The organism is Clostridium sp. MCC353 (genome assembly GCF_018785315.1).
GTDB lineage: Bacteria > Bacillota > Clostridia > Lachnospirales > Lachnospiraceae > CHH4-2.
On sequence record NZ_WQPN01000005.1, the window covers coordinates 81,316 to 98,768 of the forward strand.

Consider the following 17,453-nt stretch of genomic DNA (forward strand, 5'->3'; position numbering starts at 1 on the left):
TATACATAACCATGAATTTCAGTTTGTATTCGACTTAGATTATGGTTGCTGGTTTCAGTCAAATGATTTAGAAGCATTGGATTTATTAATAGAGTTATTTTTTGATACAATACCGCAGTAAATGGTGCGGTTCTATAGAAGCTGGTAATAAGAAATGTGAACAAAATAACTGTTATGGACGAAAAGATTTGAGGAAGCAGAACAGATAATGGGATATATTGGAGTGCCGGGAGGTGATTTTACTGGCTGATAAAGTAAAAGAGTTACTTTCGAAGATTAAAAATCAGAAAAAAGCAGAAATTAGGCTAAGAGAAAGTACACTTCCCGGAGACCAGTTGCTTTACCGTTTATGCTACAGCCCGCCCCAAACAAAAGAAGGGTGGTTAAAACTGCATGAAGACGTACATAAATTTTTACACTCTGACGGCCCGGAAAACAAAAAGCAAAGTCTGATGCAATATACAGAAATGCTCGCTATGATTATCAGCGGATATGATAATCCATAGAATTAATACCACTAGTTAGGGCTGGTGGTATTTTATTTGTTGCGATATTGCAACAGTAAACCAATCGGCTAGAAGGATAAAAAGAGACGAAAAGGTTAAGAGATAGAGGTAGAGACTCCTCAGAAACTGCGGTATAATCAAAAGAAAAAAAACACGGTGCAGGAGGGGCTGATTATGGAAACCAAAAAATCAGGAGGCTGTTTACTAGGATTGATTGTCTGGGGGGTATCTGCTTTAATTATAGGTTTTCTTTTAAACAGTATTAATAAAACTGGACAGAGTATGGGGACATTAGTTATGACGTCTTTAATACTTGGCTTAATGGCCGCTTTTGTGGTATTTTGCTTTATGATGATAATTTTAACAAGCAAGGCACAAAAGGCTGGGCGTTTGCGGCGGGCTGAGGATAAGGCTGCCTGAATCAGCCGTTTTGATAATATTGTTCATATCGGGGGATTAAATGCCCCTAATAATTGTAAATGTTCCGTGATTTTGAATCCGGACGGATTGACGGTTATTTGCGGCGGTAATGAATTTTTCCTGCGGTACAATAAAATTAAGAATATTGATTATCAGTTAGATATTGATGAAAAACAGTATCTTAAAAGCAGTATTGCTGCAGGTATTGCTGGAGCAGCTATGTTCGGTGTAAGCGGCGCAGTTATTGGATCGGCCCCTAAAACCAAAACCAAACGTGAAGTTAAATGCTATGCCATCATATCTTACAAAGGAACAGATGGAGGATTTAAAACTTTTGTTTTAAAAGATGAAACCCCTAATTTAATCAGATGTGCAAAACTTGTAGATACATTAAGACCCTTGATTCAGCAGCAGGTTAACAGAGTAGAATTATAAAGTATAGAATGCTTAACGGAATAGCGCTTCAGCAGAATATCGTTTTCTTTAAACCAGTCTAAAATGGAGGAAATTATGGAACATCAAGATATCAAAATAAGAATCGTCACAGAACAGGATGCTGAAAAACTGCTCAGCATATACGCTCCCTATGTGGAGCAGACAGCCATAACGTTTGAATACGACGTCCCATCTGCCGGGGAATTTGCCGACAGAATCAAAGGCGTTTTGAAGAAATATCCATATTTAGCCGCGGAACGGGACGGCCAGCTTTTAGGATATGCTTACGCAGGCTGTTTTCACGCCAGGCCGGCCTATGACTGGGCGGTGGAAACTTCCATTTATGTAGACCGGAACAAAAAGAAGATGGGGATTGGAAAGAAACTCCATGACGCCCTGGAAACGGTCCTGAAGGAGCAGGGCATCCTGAATATGAACGCTTGTATCGCTTATCCTGAAACAGAGGACGAATATCTGAACAAAAACAGCGTGGAATTCCACGAGCATCTGGGCTACCGGTGGGTAGGGGAGTTCAGGCAGTGCGGATATAAATTTGACCGCTGGTATAACATGGTATGGATGGAAAAACATATCGGCGAACACGTTCATGGACAGCGGACGCCTGAAAGTTTTGACCGGGTACGGGAAAGGATCAAGGAAAAGTATCATATAGAATGAAACGGCTTTCCTCAATCTGATAACAAAAAGGCCATGGAACCGCAAAGCGGCAGCATGGCCTTTTCTTTTTAAACCTGGCATTCAATTTTTAATACGTATTTTACCTTTAATTCCTATTTTTAATTCTCATTTTCAATCCAAACCCCATTTTCATCTGTCCGGTATCCGTCCGGCGTCTCCCTTCCGATAATAAGCGCTCCCAGACCATATCCGGCTCTCGTTTCGAAATAATACCATTTTCCGCCAATTTCCTGCCAGCCGGTATACATGTATCCCCGCATTCCATCCTGATAGGGGTGCAGATAGTAGACGGAACCGTCCTTATCCCGGAACCAGCCGGTATCCAGATATCCGTTGGAATTAAAATGATACCAGTAATAAGCGTTGTTCCAATACAGATAATACCATCCGTCAGACGGCCATGTCCCGTTAGACCACTGATACCACCAGCCGGTCTGATCCTGAATCCAGCGTCCGCTCAGTCCGCCTCCGCTTTCGCTTTCGGAGCCTGTTTTATCGGAAGAACCGGAAGGCACTTCCGGCGTTGCCGACGAAGTATCACGTATCGCCAAAGCATAGGTAGAATAACGGCTGGAGAAGAGGTATATGTACCTGCCTTCCCGGTAATAAGTCCCCTCTTTTCCGCTGGTATTTTCAATCAGCGCTTGGGCTGTTCCGTTATGTACGCGGAAAAGGGCGATGTGCTCTTCATTTTGAATCTCTTCCGGGATTGTAATCACCAGTTTTAATAGTTCTTCCGTATCGGTGACGGATGCGGTTCTCAGTACCGTACCGTCTGCATTTCGGATAATCTTCTGTATGGATAAATCCATGAGGCCCCACAGGCGCAGCCGGCCGGAATGTTCCTCCAGCGCCTCATAAATCCTTAAAACATCTTCCGGAACTTCCAATTCCTCCAGCCCGGATACCGTCAGTTTCAGTTCAATAGTTCCGTCCTGTTCCGCCGCCAGGCGTCTGTCCGCCTCGGTAATTCCCTGATGATCGGCTGCCGCGTTTTCAAGAAGCAGGGAATCCAGGCCGTCCGCAGAAAGATCGGGTGCATTTTTTACGATCTCCACATAGGAATTAGCGCCTGGTTCCGGCAGATAAACCGTGAGATTTACCGCATTCTGTCCGACGGTGATCTGCCTGGTTACCGTCTGTTCCCCTCTGGTGATCACTAAACTGTATACCCCGTAAGGAATCTCCGAAAAACGGAACATTCCTCTTTCATCCGTAACAGCCGGATTTCCTTTGCCATCCGCCAAAGTTCCGTCCGTTCCGCCGCTCTTCACTTCAACGAGTGCGCCTGCTGCGGGAGAACCGGCGGCATCTAAAACAACTCCGGCCGCAGTCCCTTCTTTCAATTCTTCTCTGTTTATGAGCAGCAGATATTCCTGAACCTGTGTCCCGTCTTCCGATGTAACCCGGATGGTGATTCTGTTGATCCCCGGAATCAGTTCCATACGGATGCTGTCTGTAAATGGCTGTGTCCGGCCGTCGCTGCCTGTAATCGTCAGCACGGCTCCCCCATCACCGGCTGCGGATATACGGGTTTCCGGCATAAATGTATCGATTTGATACTCTTTGATCCCGGACGCAAACTCCGGTATCAGGCTTCCGGCTGACACTGCCAGAGAGCTTAAATCTGCATTGCTGCTGAGGGGGCTGGAAATAACAGGATCTCCCAAATAGGGATAGTTGTCATTTTTACCGTTTTGCCAGCCCCATATGCTGTTGACGCCGTTCTCATTGAGGTGATAGGCCAGATTTGGATGTGCCATTTGGGCCTTTGTCAGGGCAGTAAGCCGGATATCTGAACCACTCCCGCAAGTTCCCATGCCTTCCACCGCATCCAGGCCGTCTTTTTCATAATAACAATTGACGACGGTTATATCCGACAGGCTATATGAGCCGCCGCTGTATTTTTGACTGGTTCCGATAAATTTGCCATTTGTGGGCTGGGGATCCGCTAACGCTGATTGAACCTCTCCTTTTGAATAACAATTATTTATTACGGATCCATTGGCGTTTCCAATGAAACCGCCTATCCTTATTTCAAAATCTTCATCTACCAGGGACGAGACATTTCCCGTGGCGAAGCAGTCGGAAATGTCGGCTGTGATGATTCCGGCAAATCCTCCCAGCTGCCAGTTATATCCCTCCACATCTCCGGCAGCCCAACACCGTTCAACCGTCAGATTCGTGCCCATTCCTATGAATCCGCCCATATTGAAGCCGCCTTCAACATTTCCTTCCGCGTAGCAGGATTCAACCGTATTGCGCTGTCCGGATCCCATGAATCCGCCAATGTTATATTCTCCCGAAGTTTCCCCAGCCGCATAGCAGGTTTCAAACGTATTGCTCTCTCCAGCCCCCACGAATCCGCCAACCGTATCTTCTCCCGAAATTTTTCCAGCCGCATAACAGGATTCAAAATAGGTCTCCTCGGAATTACCGATCAAGCCACCTACATAACTGGCCCCTTCCACTGTACCTGTTGCATAGCAATTAATTATTTTCGACATCCTGCCGGATAAGCTGGAAGATGAATCTCCCACCAGACCACCCGTAAAATGCTGGCCGGACACATTGCCGGAAGCCCAGCAGTTTTCCAGATTACCTGCCAGCAGCCCGATCAAGCCTCCGGTTCTTTGATTTTTCCAACTGGAACGGTTGTTGATATCACCGGACGCATAGCAGTCCTTAATCAGCAGAAAATCCTTTTCCGCAGAACTGGTTCCACCCTGGGCCTCACCTATCAAACCTCCGATCCAGCACGTTGAACTGGAAGTATGGTAGTTCACATCCGCTTCACTGCTGCAGTTTATGACTGAAATCAGTTTCTTTTCTACCGAAGAAGATTGATTGAAAGCGAGACTACCGATTAATCCACCAATCCTTTCAACCTTACTATTTTCACATGAAGAGACAGAACTGTTTCCGGTTATGGAACAATTTTCGATTGTAAGAGGCCGTCCTCCTGCTATGTAATAAGCAAGCATACCGCCCATTTTTGTGTATTGGCCGGAAGCGGTAATACTTACAGTCACGTTCTCCAATGTACAGCCGCTGATCTCTTCCAGAGAATAGTATGCCTGGCCGATCAGCCCGCCTATGTTGCCGTATGCATTTTTTACCCAAGTATTCGATACGCTGCAGTCCAAAACCTTATTGGACTTTGATGGGTTTGCCCTTGCAGCACCGATAAAACCGATCAGTCCTCCTGTATTTCCCAAACGGCTTCCCTGAAGCGTGATCCCGGAATCCGCAACGCTGCATCCGCTGACCGTAACGCCTGGCTCAATATAGCCCGCCAGAATTCCTGCGCTGTTCTCGATATTCCCTGCAGACAGTTCTTCGATCTTACAGTCTGCAAAATTAATGTCCTTTATCACCAGCATCCGGTCCGTATCCATACCGCTGATTCTGGCAAACAAACCGGCGCCTGCTGTATAACCTGATCCAGAACTGCTAATGCAGTACATATTGGAAATCGTGTGGGAATCTCCGTCAAAATCCCCCTGGAAATCGCTAATCGGATTCCAGTTATAGCCTTCGAGATCGATATCCTCTGTGATTTTATAATAATTCCCCCTAGTGACGGTATTGGATTCCAACGAGAGTTTCGCCAAATACGCCAGTTGAGAGGCATCCGCAATAAGATACGGAGATTCTTCTGATCCGTCTCCTCCCTCAAACCCGTCCGCAGCCTGGTCTTTCCACTCTGTGCTGTCCGAAAATGCAGTCCGCTGGCTAAAAAGCTCTGTCATACCATTTGAAAGGGGTTTTGAATCATTTTCTAAAGTTCCGTCTGACATGGTCGCATCCGGAACATCCTCTTTTTCTATCACGGTCACTGTAATCTGCGGCCACTCCACAGCCTCGTCGGCCACCTGGTAGCGGCTGCCTGCTAAAGCCCGGAACACATATTCCCCCTCCTGGGTTTCATCGTAAATCTCATCACATTCCCAGGTTACGCCTTCGATTACAAGATCGTATTCATCATCTTTTTCCAGTCCATCCTCCTGACGTCCCCCATTGGAACCGGAAGCAGTGATCATCTCATCCTCAACATACTCTGCGGCTGACAGCGTTTTTGGAAAGATGAGCTGTGTTTCATCCTCTAATTCGGTTCCGGTAAACACTTCCTGACAGGCCACGGATTCATCCAAATCCCGGAATCCGGCGATCAATACAATGTTCCCGCCATCCCCTTCATTTCTTTCATTCTCTTCGTTCACAGACAGCGTCTGTCCATAACCCGCTGCCGGAGATATGGAAGAGATCAAACACACTGAAAGCAGCAGAGAAATCCCCTTTTTCACTTTCCTGTTACATTTACCCATGTTATCCTCCATTCTGAAGCGTAAAAATACCCCTGTGGACAATAGGGCAGTTTCTGCCCAGTCACATAAAATTTGCGACGCTCCGGCACAAATTGATGCAATAATTAAGTCTTATATACCATATTTTTCAATAAAAATAAGCCAAACTGCACCAACTGACACAGATCAGCACGAAATGTCCGCAAAAATGTTATCTGATGATTCCTATACACATCCCCCTATGTTAAAATAGACTTACTTCCTCAGTTCTGTTCTAATAACCACACAAAGCATACAAAGGAGCTTCTCAAATGAAGAGAATTCACATATTTTTCGGTTTCATCTGTATACTATTTTTCTGTATGCCTGCATCCTTTCTCATTTCCACGGCTGAAGAAAAAATCCACTGTGCTTTCGTATCTGTTTCTGATACACCAAATGCCTCTCCCCCGGATGCAGTTCTGTGGGATGCGGCTGCTTCGGATGCTGCTTTTTATGCCTCTCCATCTGACGCCTCTCCGTCCAATGCCTCTCCGTCTGATTCTGATGAAAATTACGGTGAGGAAGAATTGGAAAATGACCTGGCAGACGCCGCGCCCTGGGAAGTACCGGAAATTCCCATTAATATCAGGCAGGCGGTGAAGGAATTGTGCAGTTACATCCAATTGTCGGAAGCTGGAAACAGCCTGGATGACGCCATTTTTAACAGCGGCCTTCCGGAATCCGTGAGGGGGTTCACAGAATCCGGGAACGCGGTAACTTTGTATTTTGTCTATGAAACGGAAGAATTTCCTCTCAGCGAAACCGGCCTCCATTATCTGACCTGCCGCCTGGAGGATGGCGGCGGGCACAGGCTTGATGGGGAGCAGAATACATTTTACCTGCCGGTCTTCGTATATGATCCGGCGGCCCCCACAGAACTGATGCTGACGGAATGTCAGAGGGCCCCGTCCACAACCGTATTCCCTTTGGGAACCAATATGGAGGAAATAAGCGGTTCATTTTCCCAGCCTTTTTATCGAACTCTCAGCTTCACCGCGGAAAACGGGATGAATTTTATCAGCAGCGCAGTGAGCGATAGTTCCCAGGTGAATCCTCAGATACCAGGGGAATATCCGGTTCTTACATCACCTTTGCTGCCGGAAGGGGTATTGATGCCCTCCGGTCTGAACGGGGTGGAAAACACGGTCTCCATCCAGTCCCCGGACCGTCTGACCCTCTCTACTCCTGAGAGGCGTGCCAACGGCCTGCTGTATACTTACTGGCTGAAAGAAGTGGACGAAACTCTGAGCATCCGCGCGTATTACGCGGTGGATGACGGCCCATTTACAGAGGATGAAAAGGAAGAACTGCTGTATATCCGTGGAAATACCATGATATGGAATCCAGCCCTTATGCAAAAAGACGCGGCCTATTTTTTCCGTATCCGCGCCGGGGAAGAATGGTCTAATTCTGTAAAAGCGGTTTGGAGGGGCGGCGATAACATAGACATAGGAGGCGACAGGGACGGAGGAGACAGGGAGGAGCAGACCCTTCCTCCGGCCGCTGTAAACCCGCCTTTAGTAGAACCTCCGCCTGATGAACCGGCATCAGAAGAACGTCCGGAAAATGATTCCCCGGCGCCGGAAACCGGCGGCAATTCTGACGGCACTTCCAGCGGTGCACCCGGCGGTACTTCCGACGATACATCCAGCAATACACCCGGCGGCACTTCCGGCGGCACTTCCGGCGGTACATCCGGCGGCAGCGCTCCTGCCCATACGGACAACGATGGAGATTCCGATTCTTCTCATACGGAACCCACAAAAAAGCTGGAACAAATCGAAGATATACAGGGTATGGCACCTATGCCTTCGGAAGAAGAAGGGCCGGATCATATCGTCTTGTCCGGGCGCCGGATCAAAGCCATGGAGGCTGCCCGGCCAAACAAGCCTTTATTCTTTGAAAAAAGTGATGTTGAGATTTCAATTCCTCCCCATGTCTTATCCCATGCGGAAGATCATTCGAAGGTGGAAATTAAGGTCTATGAAGCCCTGAATGAGGTGACGCCTGATATCGGCCCCTATATGGTCAAAATCGCTGTAGACGGTAAAGAAATTGAAGATAAAACAGAGATAAAGCTGGAACTTGCCAGCACCGCAGTCACAGAAAAAGCGGAAATACAGAAACAGCCGGATCCGGTGAAAAAACCAGATCTGCTGAAAAAAGCCGGCTGGGGCTTTGCCGCCGCAGCATGTATGGCGGCGGCAGTCCATTATCTGAAAAGGAGGAAGCCATGAACGGGCTTCAGCGGCGGGAACTGAGAATGATCCTTCCGCTGATCCTGGCGGCTGTTCTGTCCATGGCTTTTTTCGCGCTGCTTTACCGATATGACAATAAATACATGGCAAAAACAATCCAGCCTATGAACGGAATTCTGCTGGCCGACGTTTTTTTTGCAGACGAATTTCCCCTGACCTTTTTAATCAACGGCTGGGAGTATTATCCCGACCGGCTGTTGGAGCCAACGGATCTGGAAGATCCGGCCCTCACACCGGCAGAATACATATTTATAGGACAGTACGGCGGAATGGAAAACAGTTCCGCAGATGGACTGCCCCACGGCAGCGCCAGCTATGCCCTCACCCTGCTGCTGCCTGAGGAGGAACAGACCTACTGCCTGGAACTTCCCGAAATTTACAGTTCTTACCGCTTATTTGTCAACGGACAACTGACCGCCCAAAAAGGAGTTCCTGACCGGGCGTCTTACCAGGACAAAATCCAGTCCGGAGCGGTGACTTTCCGCGCGTCAGGCTTAACCAGCCTGTTGTTTGCAGTCTCCGACTGGTCCCATATTTACAGCGGCATGGTCTATCCCCCTGCATTTGGACGTCAGGAAACCGTGTTCCGGCTCCTGACCGGACGTTTTATCTGGAGTTTATTCCTCACGATTCTGGGAATATTGCTGGCGGTTTTTCAATTCATTGGAGCCGCCGCCTTAAAGAGCAGAAAGGCTTTGCTGTGCGCTTTCATATGTCTGGCATTTTCAGGAAGCGTCAGCTCTGTCCTGATCCATGCCCTGTTTCAATGCCCCGTTTTTCCGGTTTACGCAGTGGAGCTGTTCTGCCGCTATGCCATGGCAGGCCTTTCCGTCATACTGGCAGGGGAAATGTACGGGGTTTCCAAACCTGTCTGCACAGGAGCCGGAATCGCGGCCATGGCTTTTCCCTTCGCCGCATTTTTCCTATCCGCCGCCGCGGCGGACCTCAGCGTCCGCCAGCTCTATTTCTTTTCATCGGCCTCCCGGATGTATAAGGCGGTGACCGGCATCTGGATCTTCCTTCTCTCCTTCGCTTCTGCCAGGAAGGGATTAAAGGAATCCATCTGGCTTGCCACAGGAGCCTGTATTCTGTCTGCCTCCCTGGCAGCCGACCGGATCTGGCCCATGTTTGAACCAATCCGGTTCGGATGGTTTTCAGAATGGGCAGGATGGGGTTTTCTCTTTTGTCTTTGCGTGATGGTATATTTTGATTCACGAAGGCTGTATCTCAGCCATCTGGAAATGACCCAGCGGGCCAGATATTTGGAACTGCGGCTGGAATGGGATAACGTCCGGTATAAAGCTCTGACCGGACAAATGGAGGAGGTTCACAAGATCAGGCATGATATCAGACATCACCTGATTCTAATGAGCGGCTATATAAAAACCGGAAGGATTGAGGAACTGGAAAGCTACATAACCGGCCTGGTTCAGGATCAAGCCCTGACGTCCCCCCTTTCCTTCTGCCGGGTTCACAGCCTGGATATGGTGTTGGGCTGCTATTACATGATGGCCCAAAAAGAGGAAATCCGAATCCAAATATATGCTGATCTGCCGGATCCTCTCTATCCGTCGGACAGCGACCTCTGCGTAATACTGGGTAATCTGCTGGAAAATGCCGTAGAAGCCGTAAAAAAGCTGCCCAAAGAGCAGCGTTTGATCAACTTTCAGATGTTTTACGAAAACAGCAGTCTGATGATAGAAGTGAGCAATCGGTTTGACGGCCCTCCTCCCCCTATAGGCGGACATCCGGTTTCCGCCAAAAGAAAAGGAAGAATCGGGATCGGTCTGGATTCCGTCCGCGCGGCCGCCCGTAAATACAGCGGCAGCCTGGATCTGCGTTCCGATGAAAAAGGGCGTCTTTTCACCGCCCGGGTACGCCTGGTCAATGAAAAGCCCCAGCAGATGTAATCCACACACAGAAAGACGAGGGGCAGATTCCATTACAATCCGCCCCTCGTCTTTCTGTAAGGAAAGCCTTTTACCCGTCTTTCCTGTACCGGGCAAACCTGCCTTTGGTGCTTTTCTTCACCATATACATGGTTTCATCCGCAATTTTCAGCAGTTCCCGGCTGCTGCCAACGCATTCCGGATAATACAGACAGCCGCCGGACAGGCTCATTTTCACCCGTTCTCCGTCCGGCATGACCAGTTCGGTTTCCTGAATCCGGGCGTAAAGTTCGTCCAGATATCCTTCTATCTCTGTCTGTGATTCCGCGCCGTAGATGAACAGCACAAACTCGTCTCCGCTCAGCCTGGCAGCCAGTTTCTCCGGGCCTTTGCAGTTCATCAAAAGATCTGCGGCCGCCTTCAGCATCTCATCTCCGCACTCATGGCCCCAATTGTCATTGACATACTTTAAATTGTCCAAATCCGTCATCAGAAGCATTGCCGTCTTCACCCGCTCCGGCTCCTTTAAAAGCCCGTCTAATCTGGAAAAAAATGCCCGCCGGGTAAATAACGCGGTGAGGACGTCCACATCCCGCTCCCTTTCAATCCGCCTTTTTTCCGTAATTTCTTCCGTCATATCCACGATAATGCCAAGGGTTCTGCCATTCTCCTCATAGGATTTCACTTTCACATAATGGACCGGTCCGCCCTCTTCCCCGATCAGGAAAACGTCTTTTTCCAACTCGTCCGGCCTGGTACAGATTTCCGCAATTCTCTCAGAAAAATATTTCCGGTCTGACAGGGCGCTGTGAAGTTCTTCCTCTGTCATCATTAAGATTTCCCCAATCTTACTTGTAGCCAGAACTCGTTTCATGTCCTGATTGTATTCATAAACCGCAACCGGAATATCCACATTCTGAAATACCAGTGAAAGCTTCCCTGTGGTCTCCAGCAGGCTTTCAACCATGTGGTTCAAATCACTGCTGAGCCTGGCAAACTCCGGCGTATGTTTTATTTCCACCCGGTAATCCAAATCTCCTGCCGCTATTTTTTTCGTCCCGTCTATGATCCCATAAATGCCTTGAATTATGATTTGATCCAGCATTTTGAGAATTAAAAATATGACCACTAACGCCAGAAAACAGAGGCTGAATATGATCAGCCCCATATTGTCCGGAACATTGCGGTAAATCTTTTCGTGGGTGCCGCTGACGCCGATCAGAATGTTGTCCATGACTTCCGTCACACAGAAATTCTTTTTTCCCTGAATGACAATTTCCCAACTCTGTTTCCCTTCTCTCAAATGAGGACTGCTTATATCCAGGCCAAAATCCGCAGCGCTGCTCCCGTTCATCGATTTGTCCGTCGTCCCCGATACCTTCCCGGTCTCCAAATCCAGCGCAAAAATGGTGATGCCTTCTTCCGTTGTCATAAGGTCAAAGATATGGGAAAGCTCATTCTTTTTCATGGCCTCCAAAAGCCTGATGGGCTCCATCCCGATCTGGACAATCCCCTTATGGTCTTCACGCCAGACGGCGATATACTGCATCAACTTGCTCTCCGCCGTATTTGGCGTCACTTCCTGGCAGAGCTGCAGGGAATAGTCCTCCAGCATGGGAAGAAAAAAACTCATCTGTTCCCCTGATTCAAATGTGTAATTGTAATATTTAGGTTCCGAACCGGCAAACAGCCTGCCTTCCGTATCAAAAAGGTGCAGTTCATCCACCTGCAGCAGCGAAGCAATTTTCCTGGTTTCCTCTAAATCCCCTATCACCTCCGGCTGGTTCTGCACAATATAGGCCGCTGCTTTCGCCCGGATGAAATAATCTTCTTCTAAATTTTCATTCAGCTGTTTGATTTCCGCATCATTTTTCTCCAGAATCTCTTTTACCTGGTTGATCCGCAGTTCCGCATTGGAATACATCACTTCCTTTGCCGACTTTATCTGAAGATAATAGCTTAAAACCGCGGTTGCAATCATGCTGAGGGCTATGACGATGCATAATCGGATCGTAATGGCTTTTTTCATGTTCATCCCTCCATGACGGAATAATTAATTTCATTGTAACATAGACCTGCGGCCAATGCCATGGAATCTGCATGAAATTCTGTATGTAAAATTATGATTTCCAAATTATGTCCGTCCGGAATGAGAAGCCGGTAAACCGGATTCTTTCCTTTCATTTCCGTATAATACCGTCATATTGGCATATACTTTTACCATGGAGGTGCTGCCTTTGAAAACGAAAAATAAATTATTAATGATCTGTTTGGCAATCCCGCTCGGTGTGGGGGCTGTGTCCGGTTTTATAACAAGAAACAGCATGGCAGTGTTCCGCCAGTTGAAAAAACCGCCTTTTTCTCCGCCCGGATGGATATTCCCCATTGTCTGGACCATTTTGTTTCTCATGATGGGATTCGCGTCCTACCTGGTGCTTGCCGCCAATTATACCAGGCAGCAGGCCAAAGCCCTTATGGCCTATATCGCTCAATTGGCGGTGAATTTCTTCTGGCCCATTTTTTTCTTTAAGTTTAAATGGTTCTCGTTTTCATTCTTCTGGCTGATACTTTTATGGGTGTTAATTATTGTAACCATTAAGTATTTCTATAATATTTCTAAAAAAGCGGCTTATTTCTTAGTTCCATATATTATCTGGATCACTTATGCCGGTTATTTAAATCTTTTTGTCTCTTTATTAAACTGATTTTCCAATGCTTCCTATACAGATATTTTAATACCACCGGTTCTTTCATTGGCCGGTGGTATCTTTTTATCCTGAACATGGCCGCGATTTTACCACGCTGTTTTCCAAGGCGGATACCGCCATGTATCATGCCAAAGAGAATGGCAAAGGCCGGTACTGCATCTATCAGGAAGGAAGTCCGCTCTCCCTCCATCCTTTGAACAAGAAGCAGTAATCAGCCTGTGCCTTGAAAATCCAGTTGGTTCAGCCAGGATTTTACAGATGTCTCCGGGTAACAGTTCGAACCTGTCTGAACTGTTACGTCTCCGGACTATTCTGTAATATTGGAATACGGCTCTAAAAATGCGTGAAAATGGCGCATAGGAAGATTATGTCCCATGGTGATCTTCATATTCGGGATATTTTCCCTGTCCTTGTACAATTCACTGACCGCCGCGATCACATAGTCTAAATGTTCCTGGCTCAACTGGCTGCGGTTAACCGCGAACCGTACCACATTACATACCTCTTTCTGCTGTTCAGGCGTTTTAAGGTCATATTCCATGCTGTAATCACCCAGTTCTGAGACGCGGATGCCATAACGGCGGATTAATTCCAGACTGAATCCCTCTCCGGCAAATGTCTCATGCCCACGTTTATAATCGAAGAACTGATCCATATTCAGATAGACTCCGTGTCCTCCGGCAGGCAGGACTACCGGAAGGCCTGCTTTATAAAATCCCTGGGCCAGGTATTCGCACTGCTTTACCCGTTCATCCAGATACTCAAAGCGGGCGCATTCATATAAGCCTGCTGCCAGCGCCATGATATCACGTCCGCTCATACCGCCGTATGAATCATTTCCATAACAGGAAATCTGTTTTACTTTCAATTGAATGCCCACATCATTGATAACAGTTCCATTCTCGTCAAAGTCAGAGAAATTTCTCCAGAAATATCCCCGGTCACGGAAAGCCAGCACTCCGCCCATGTTGGCATGCCCGTCTTTCTTTAAGCTGGCGGTGAACCCGTCACAGTAGGAAAACAGCTCTTTGGCAATCTCAGCGATTGATTTACCGGCATAGCCTTCCTCATTCATTTTAATGAAATAGCAGTTCTCCGCCCAGCGGGCCGCATCCAGCATATAGGGAATCCCATATTTATGAGCCACACTGCTGGCAGACCGTATATTCGCCATGGAAACGGGCTGGCCGCAGACCGTATTGTTTGTAATTGTCGTGTAAACCAGCGGCACATTTTCCGGACCCACGCTCTGGATCAAAGCTTCCAGTTTTTCAATATCCATATTGCCCTTAAATGGGTTCTTTTCATAGATTCCATTTTCAGGCGTCTCCCAGAGAAGCTCTTTATCGAACAGATTGCGGGGCGTAGATCCCATCTGCTTAATGTTTCCTTCCGTCGTATCAAAATGTCCATTTGAGGGAATGGTGAAATTTCTGCCCGGATAACGGTCATTCAATATTTTGCTGACCATGCTGAATAAAACGCTCTCCGCCGCCCGGCCCTGGGGCATGATAAATGTATTGGGCCTTTCCATCTGAGCCGCCCCGCCGTTAAAAAGCCCTCCTTCATACTCACAGAGATACATTTCATCCATCATGCGGTCAATATCTTCACATCCCGTCCTGACCAGGTCAATAATCCGTTTCTGATCATCTCCTCTCTCAAAAACATCCCGCATGGTATCCAGCAGAACATAGTAGCCTTTATTCCGGCCATAGGATTCATCTCCCAAAAACATTGCGCTCCACTGCAGATCCGTCATCGCGGTAGTTCCTGAATCGGAAAGCATATCAACGGTCAGCATACCTGCCGGAAACGCAAATTCATTATAGTGGGTTGCTTTTAAAGCTCTCTCTCTCTGTTCAACCGTTACTTTAGGGATATTCCGTTTAACATACGCAAATGATCTGGGTGTCTCTACATTCAACTTGTATTCCATAATAAATTCCTCCAAACTTTTTAATAAAAACTGGTAAATCCTTGTCCAAAAACATCTTTTGTCTCCGAAACAACCGTAAATGCCTCGGGATCAATGGAGTCAATCACAGCTTTAGCGGCAGGTATCTGCCGGTTATTCATCACACAGAACAGGGTTGTACAGGCATCGCTGCTGTATCCGCCTGTCCCGTGATAGACGGTCACTCCCCGCCTGAGCACATTGATAAAACGGTCTGTGATCTCATCATTTTTTTTGGATATGATCAGCATTGCCGCCCCTTTATTCAGGCCGTAAAGAACCATATCCAATGCCTGTGCCATAAATACCATACATATAATTCCGTAGAGTACGGTTTCCAGTTCCTTTAAAACCAACGCGTAAACTGCCATAACTGAGAAATTCACAATCATGACGGCCCGTCCGAGTTTCATCCCGGGGGACTTTTTCTGGATGATTTTGGCTATAATATCGCCCCCTCCGCCGGTAGAGCATCTGAGAAAGATGAGGGACTGGCCGATCCCGATGACAGCGCCTCCGAACACAGCGGCTAAAAGCCGGTCCCCTTCGTAATGCATTGGAATAAACCAGGCAGCCAGGTCGATAAAAAGACTGAGTATGATCACACTTTTAATTGTTTTCAGTGTAACGGCCTTTCCAAGAGACAGCCATGCGGCGGCAAACAGGGGAATGTTTGCCAAGAGCGTCAGCAGGCCGATGGAAATGCCTGTCAAATGGCGGATGATCTGGGCAATTCCCGGCACTCCTCCTAAAGCGATTTCACCGGGAAGAACAAAAAACTGCAGCGCTGCGCCCTGAAGCAGGGCTCCAATACAATCATAGACAAGATCTTTTGCCACATCTCTGATCATGTAATGATTTTGTTTTCTTCCCAAACAATTCATCTCACTTATCCTTCTTTTCCTCAAATTCTGTTTTGATCTTCTCCTGCAATTCTTTGTCATTCAAATAATCCCATATGGAAGCGGCCAGGATTTTAGCCGCATCTGTCATCCCCTTATGGAAATCTTCTGATTTTCCAAGGGCAGCCAATTCTTTGGAATGTCCGCGGACTCCTTCACAGCCGCAGGCGATCCTCATACATGCTCCGGGAATATAGTGGGAAACCGATCCAAAATCCGAAGACCCTGCTTTTTCCCTGGGAGGCCGGATATCCGGAGCCTGAATCAGGCGGGCATTCTCCATCAACAGATTCTGCAGGGATGAGACAGCGATACCATTGTCAAATTCATTCACAGGCTGAATTTCAAATTCCGTTTCTGTCATAAGAGCGGCCCCTTCGATAATTTTATAGAAACGGCGTATCACCCCATTCAGCACTTCTCTACTGTAACCACGCAGAGCATAACTCCCTACAGCCCGGTCATGCACCACATTGACCGGCCTGACCGCTTCCGGAATGCAGTAATGCATACGGATATCATCCGGCACATGCTCCCTTAAAAATTCCAGCCCCTGGAAAGAAAGCAGCATGGCATCCAGGGCGCTTCTCCCCTTTTCTGGTGAAATAGCCGCGTGAGCCCCTTTTCCAGTAAAAACAACATCAAATTGAGACATTGCCAGTGTTTTATTGTCAACGCTGCTCCCGCTTCCGCTGGCATGAATCATCAATGCCAGGTCCAAATCCCTGAAACAGCCGTTTTTCATCATGGGAATCTTAGCTCCCAGCGTTTCCTCCGCAGGGGTTCCGTATACAATGATTCTGCAAGGCAGCCTGCCGTCTAATGTACGGCTTAGGGCAACTGCGGCGCCAGCGATCCCTGGCCCCTGGATGTGATGTCCGCAGCCGTGTCCGATCCCTTCCAACGCGTCGTATTCGCAGAGCAGCCCGATTCCGGGGCCATTTCCATTCCCCACCGTATATTCGGCCCGAAATGCGGTTTCAAAACCTCCAACGCCCTTTTCTGTTTTAAACCCATACTGTTCAAGATATTGGCAAAGCCAGCCGCAGGCCTGAAACTCTGAGAGGCCTGTTTCCGGATAGTCACAGATCCGGTCCGCCAATTGGATCATTTCCGGAGACAACTGTTGGATCTTACTGAACAATTTTTCTTTCATGAATATCACCTCCTGTCTTATTCTCCATTTAACTCCTTTGTTTCACCTCTTACTAAAACTATAACATTTTCATCCATTATTTACAGCAATTTTCATAATATCAATTGATTTATTTCTTATATTTGATACAATATGATTACAATTATAAATTTTTTATGAATAAACCATATCATT

The 17,453-nt window shown here is 47.4% G+C and carries 12 protein-coding genes; 7 read left to right on the forward strand and 5 right to left on the reverse strand.

Features of this window, described 5'->3' with window-relative positions; genetic code table 11:
* The first annotated feature begins 233 nt into the window (after positions 1–233).
* The 4 genes from GPL15_RS01040 (at position 234) to GPL15_RS01055 (ending at position 2,039) form a co-directional block, all read left to right on the forward strand.
* On the forward strand, positions 234–506 hold the full coding sequence (locus tag GPL15_RS01040) for a hypothetical protein (protein ID WP_215695174.1): 273 nt from the start codon (positions 234–236) through the stop codon (positions 504–506).
* Between the two features lie 174 nt (positions 507–680).
* Positions 681–926 carry a hypothetical protein gene (locus GPL15_RS01045; RefSeq protein WP_215695175.1) on the forward strand — a complete coding sequence of 82 codons (246 nt, stop codon included), beginning with the start codon at positions 681–683 and terminating at the stop codon, positions 924–926.
* 72 nt (positions 927–998) lie between these two features.
* Positions 999–1,361, forward strand: a complete 363-nt coding sequence (locus tag GPL15_RS01050; protein WP_215695176.1) for a hypothetical protein — start codon at positions 999–1,001, stop codon at positions 1,359–1,361.
* 75 nt (positions 1,362–1,436) lie between these two features.
* Positions 1,437–2,039, forward strand: coding sequence for a GNAT family N-acetyltransferase (locus GPL15_RS01055; protein ID WP_215695177.1), 603 nt, complete (start codon positions 1,437–1,439; stop codon positions 2,037–2,039).
* A gap of 119 nt (positions 2,040–2,158) precedes the next feature.
* Here the strand turns inward: GPL15_RS01055 and GPL15_RS01060 are convergent, their stop codons facing one another.
* Complete coding sequence (locus GPL15_RS01060; protein WP_215695178.1) at positions 2,159–6,388, reverse strand: GLUG motif-containing protein; 4,230 nt, start codon at positions 6,386–6,388, stop codon at positions 2,159–2,161.
* A gap of 290 nt (positions 6,389–6,678) precedes the next feature.
* Between GPL15_RS01060 and GPL15_RS01065 the strand changes: the two genes are divergently transcribed.
* On the forward strand, positions 6,679–8,646 hold the full coding sequence (locus GPL15_RS01065; RefSeq protein WP_215695179.1) for a hypothetical protein: 1,968 nt from the start codon (positions 6,679–6,681) through the stop codon (positions 8,644–8,646).
* Positions 8,643–10,577 (forward strand): GHKL domain-containing protein, encoded by a 1,935-nt coding sequence (locus GPL15_RS01070; protein ID WP_215695180.1) that lies wholly within the window; start codon positions 8,643–8,645, stop codon positions 10,575–10,577. Before GPL15_RS01065 ends, GPL15_RS01070 begins: the two co-directional genes overlap by 4 nt.
* Positions 10,578–10,647: 70 nt before the next feature.
* On the opposite strand, the gene GPL15_RS01075 is transcribed toward GPL15_RS01070, so the two are convergent.
* On the reverse strand, positions 10,648–12,585 hold the full coding sequence (locus GPL15_RS01075) for a diguanylate cyclase (protein ID WP_215695181.1): 1,938 nt from the start codon (positions 12,583–12,585) through the stop codon (positions 10,648–10,650).
* 199 nt (positions 12,586–12,784) lie between these two features.
* On the opposite strand from GPL15_RS01075, the gene GPL15_RS01080 reads away from it, so the two are divergent.
* Complete coding sequence (locus GPL15_RS01080; protein WP_346344876.1) at positions 12,785–13,261, forward strand: TspO/MBR family protein; 477 nt, start codon at positions 12,785–12,787, stop codon at positions 13,259–13,261.
* A 310-nt stretch (positions 13,262–13,571) separates the two neighbouring features.
* Here the strand turns inward: GPL15_RS01080 and GPL15_RS01090 are convergent, their stop codons facing one another.
* From GPL15_RS01090 to GPL15_RS01100, 3 genes are read right to left on the reverse strand one after another with little or no spacing between them, the layout of a single operon-like run.
* Entirely contained in the window at positions 13,572–15,203 is a 1,632-nt protein-coding gene (locus GPL15_RS01090; protein WP_252198010.1) for a tryptophanase, read from the reverse strand.
* Positions 15,204–15,223: 20 nt separating this feature from the next.
* Positions 15,224–16,105 carry a YitT family protein gene (locus tag GPL15_RS01095; RefSeq protein WP_215695183.1) on the reverse strand — a complete coding sequence of 294 codons (882 nt, stop codon included), beginning with the start codon at positions 16,103–16,105 and terminating at the stop codon, positions 15,224–15,226.
* A gap of 1 nt (position 16,106) precedes the next feature.
* Complete coding sequence (locus GPL15_RS01100; protein WP_215695184.1) at positions 16,107–17,279, reverse strand: amidohydrolase; 1,173 nt, start codon at positions 17,277–17,279, stop codon at positions 16,107–16,109.
* Between the last annotated feature and the right edge of the window lie 174 nt (positions 17,280–17,453).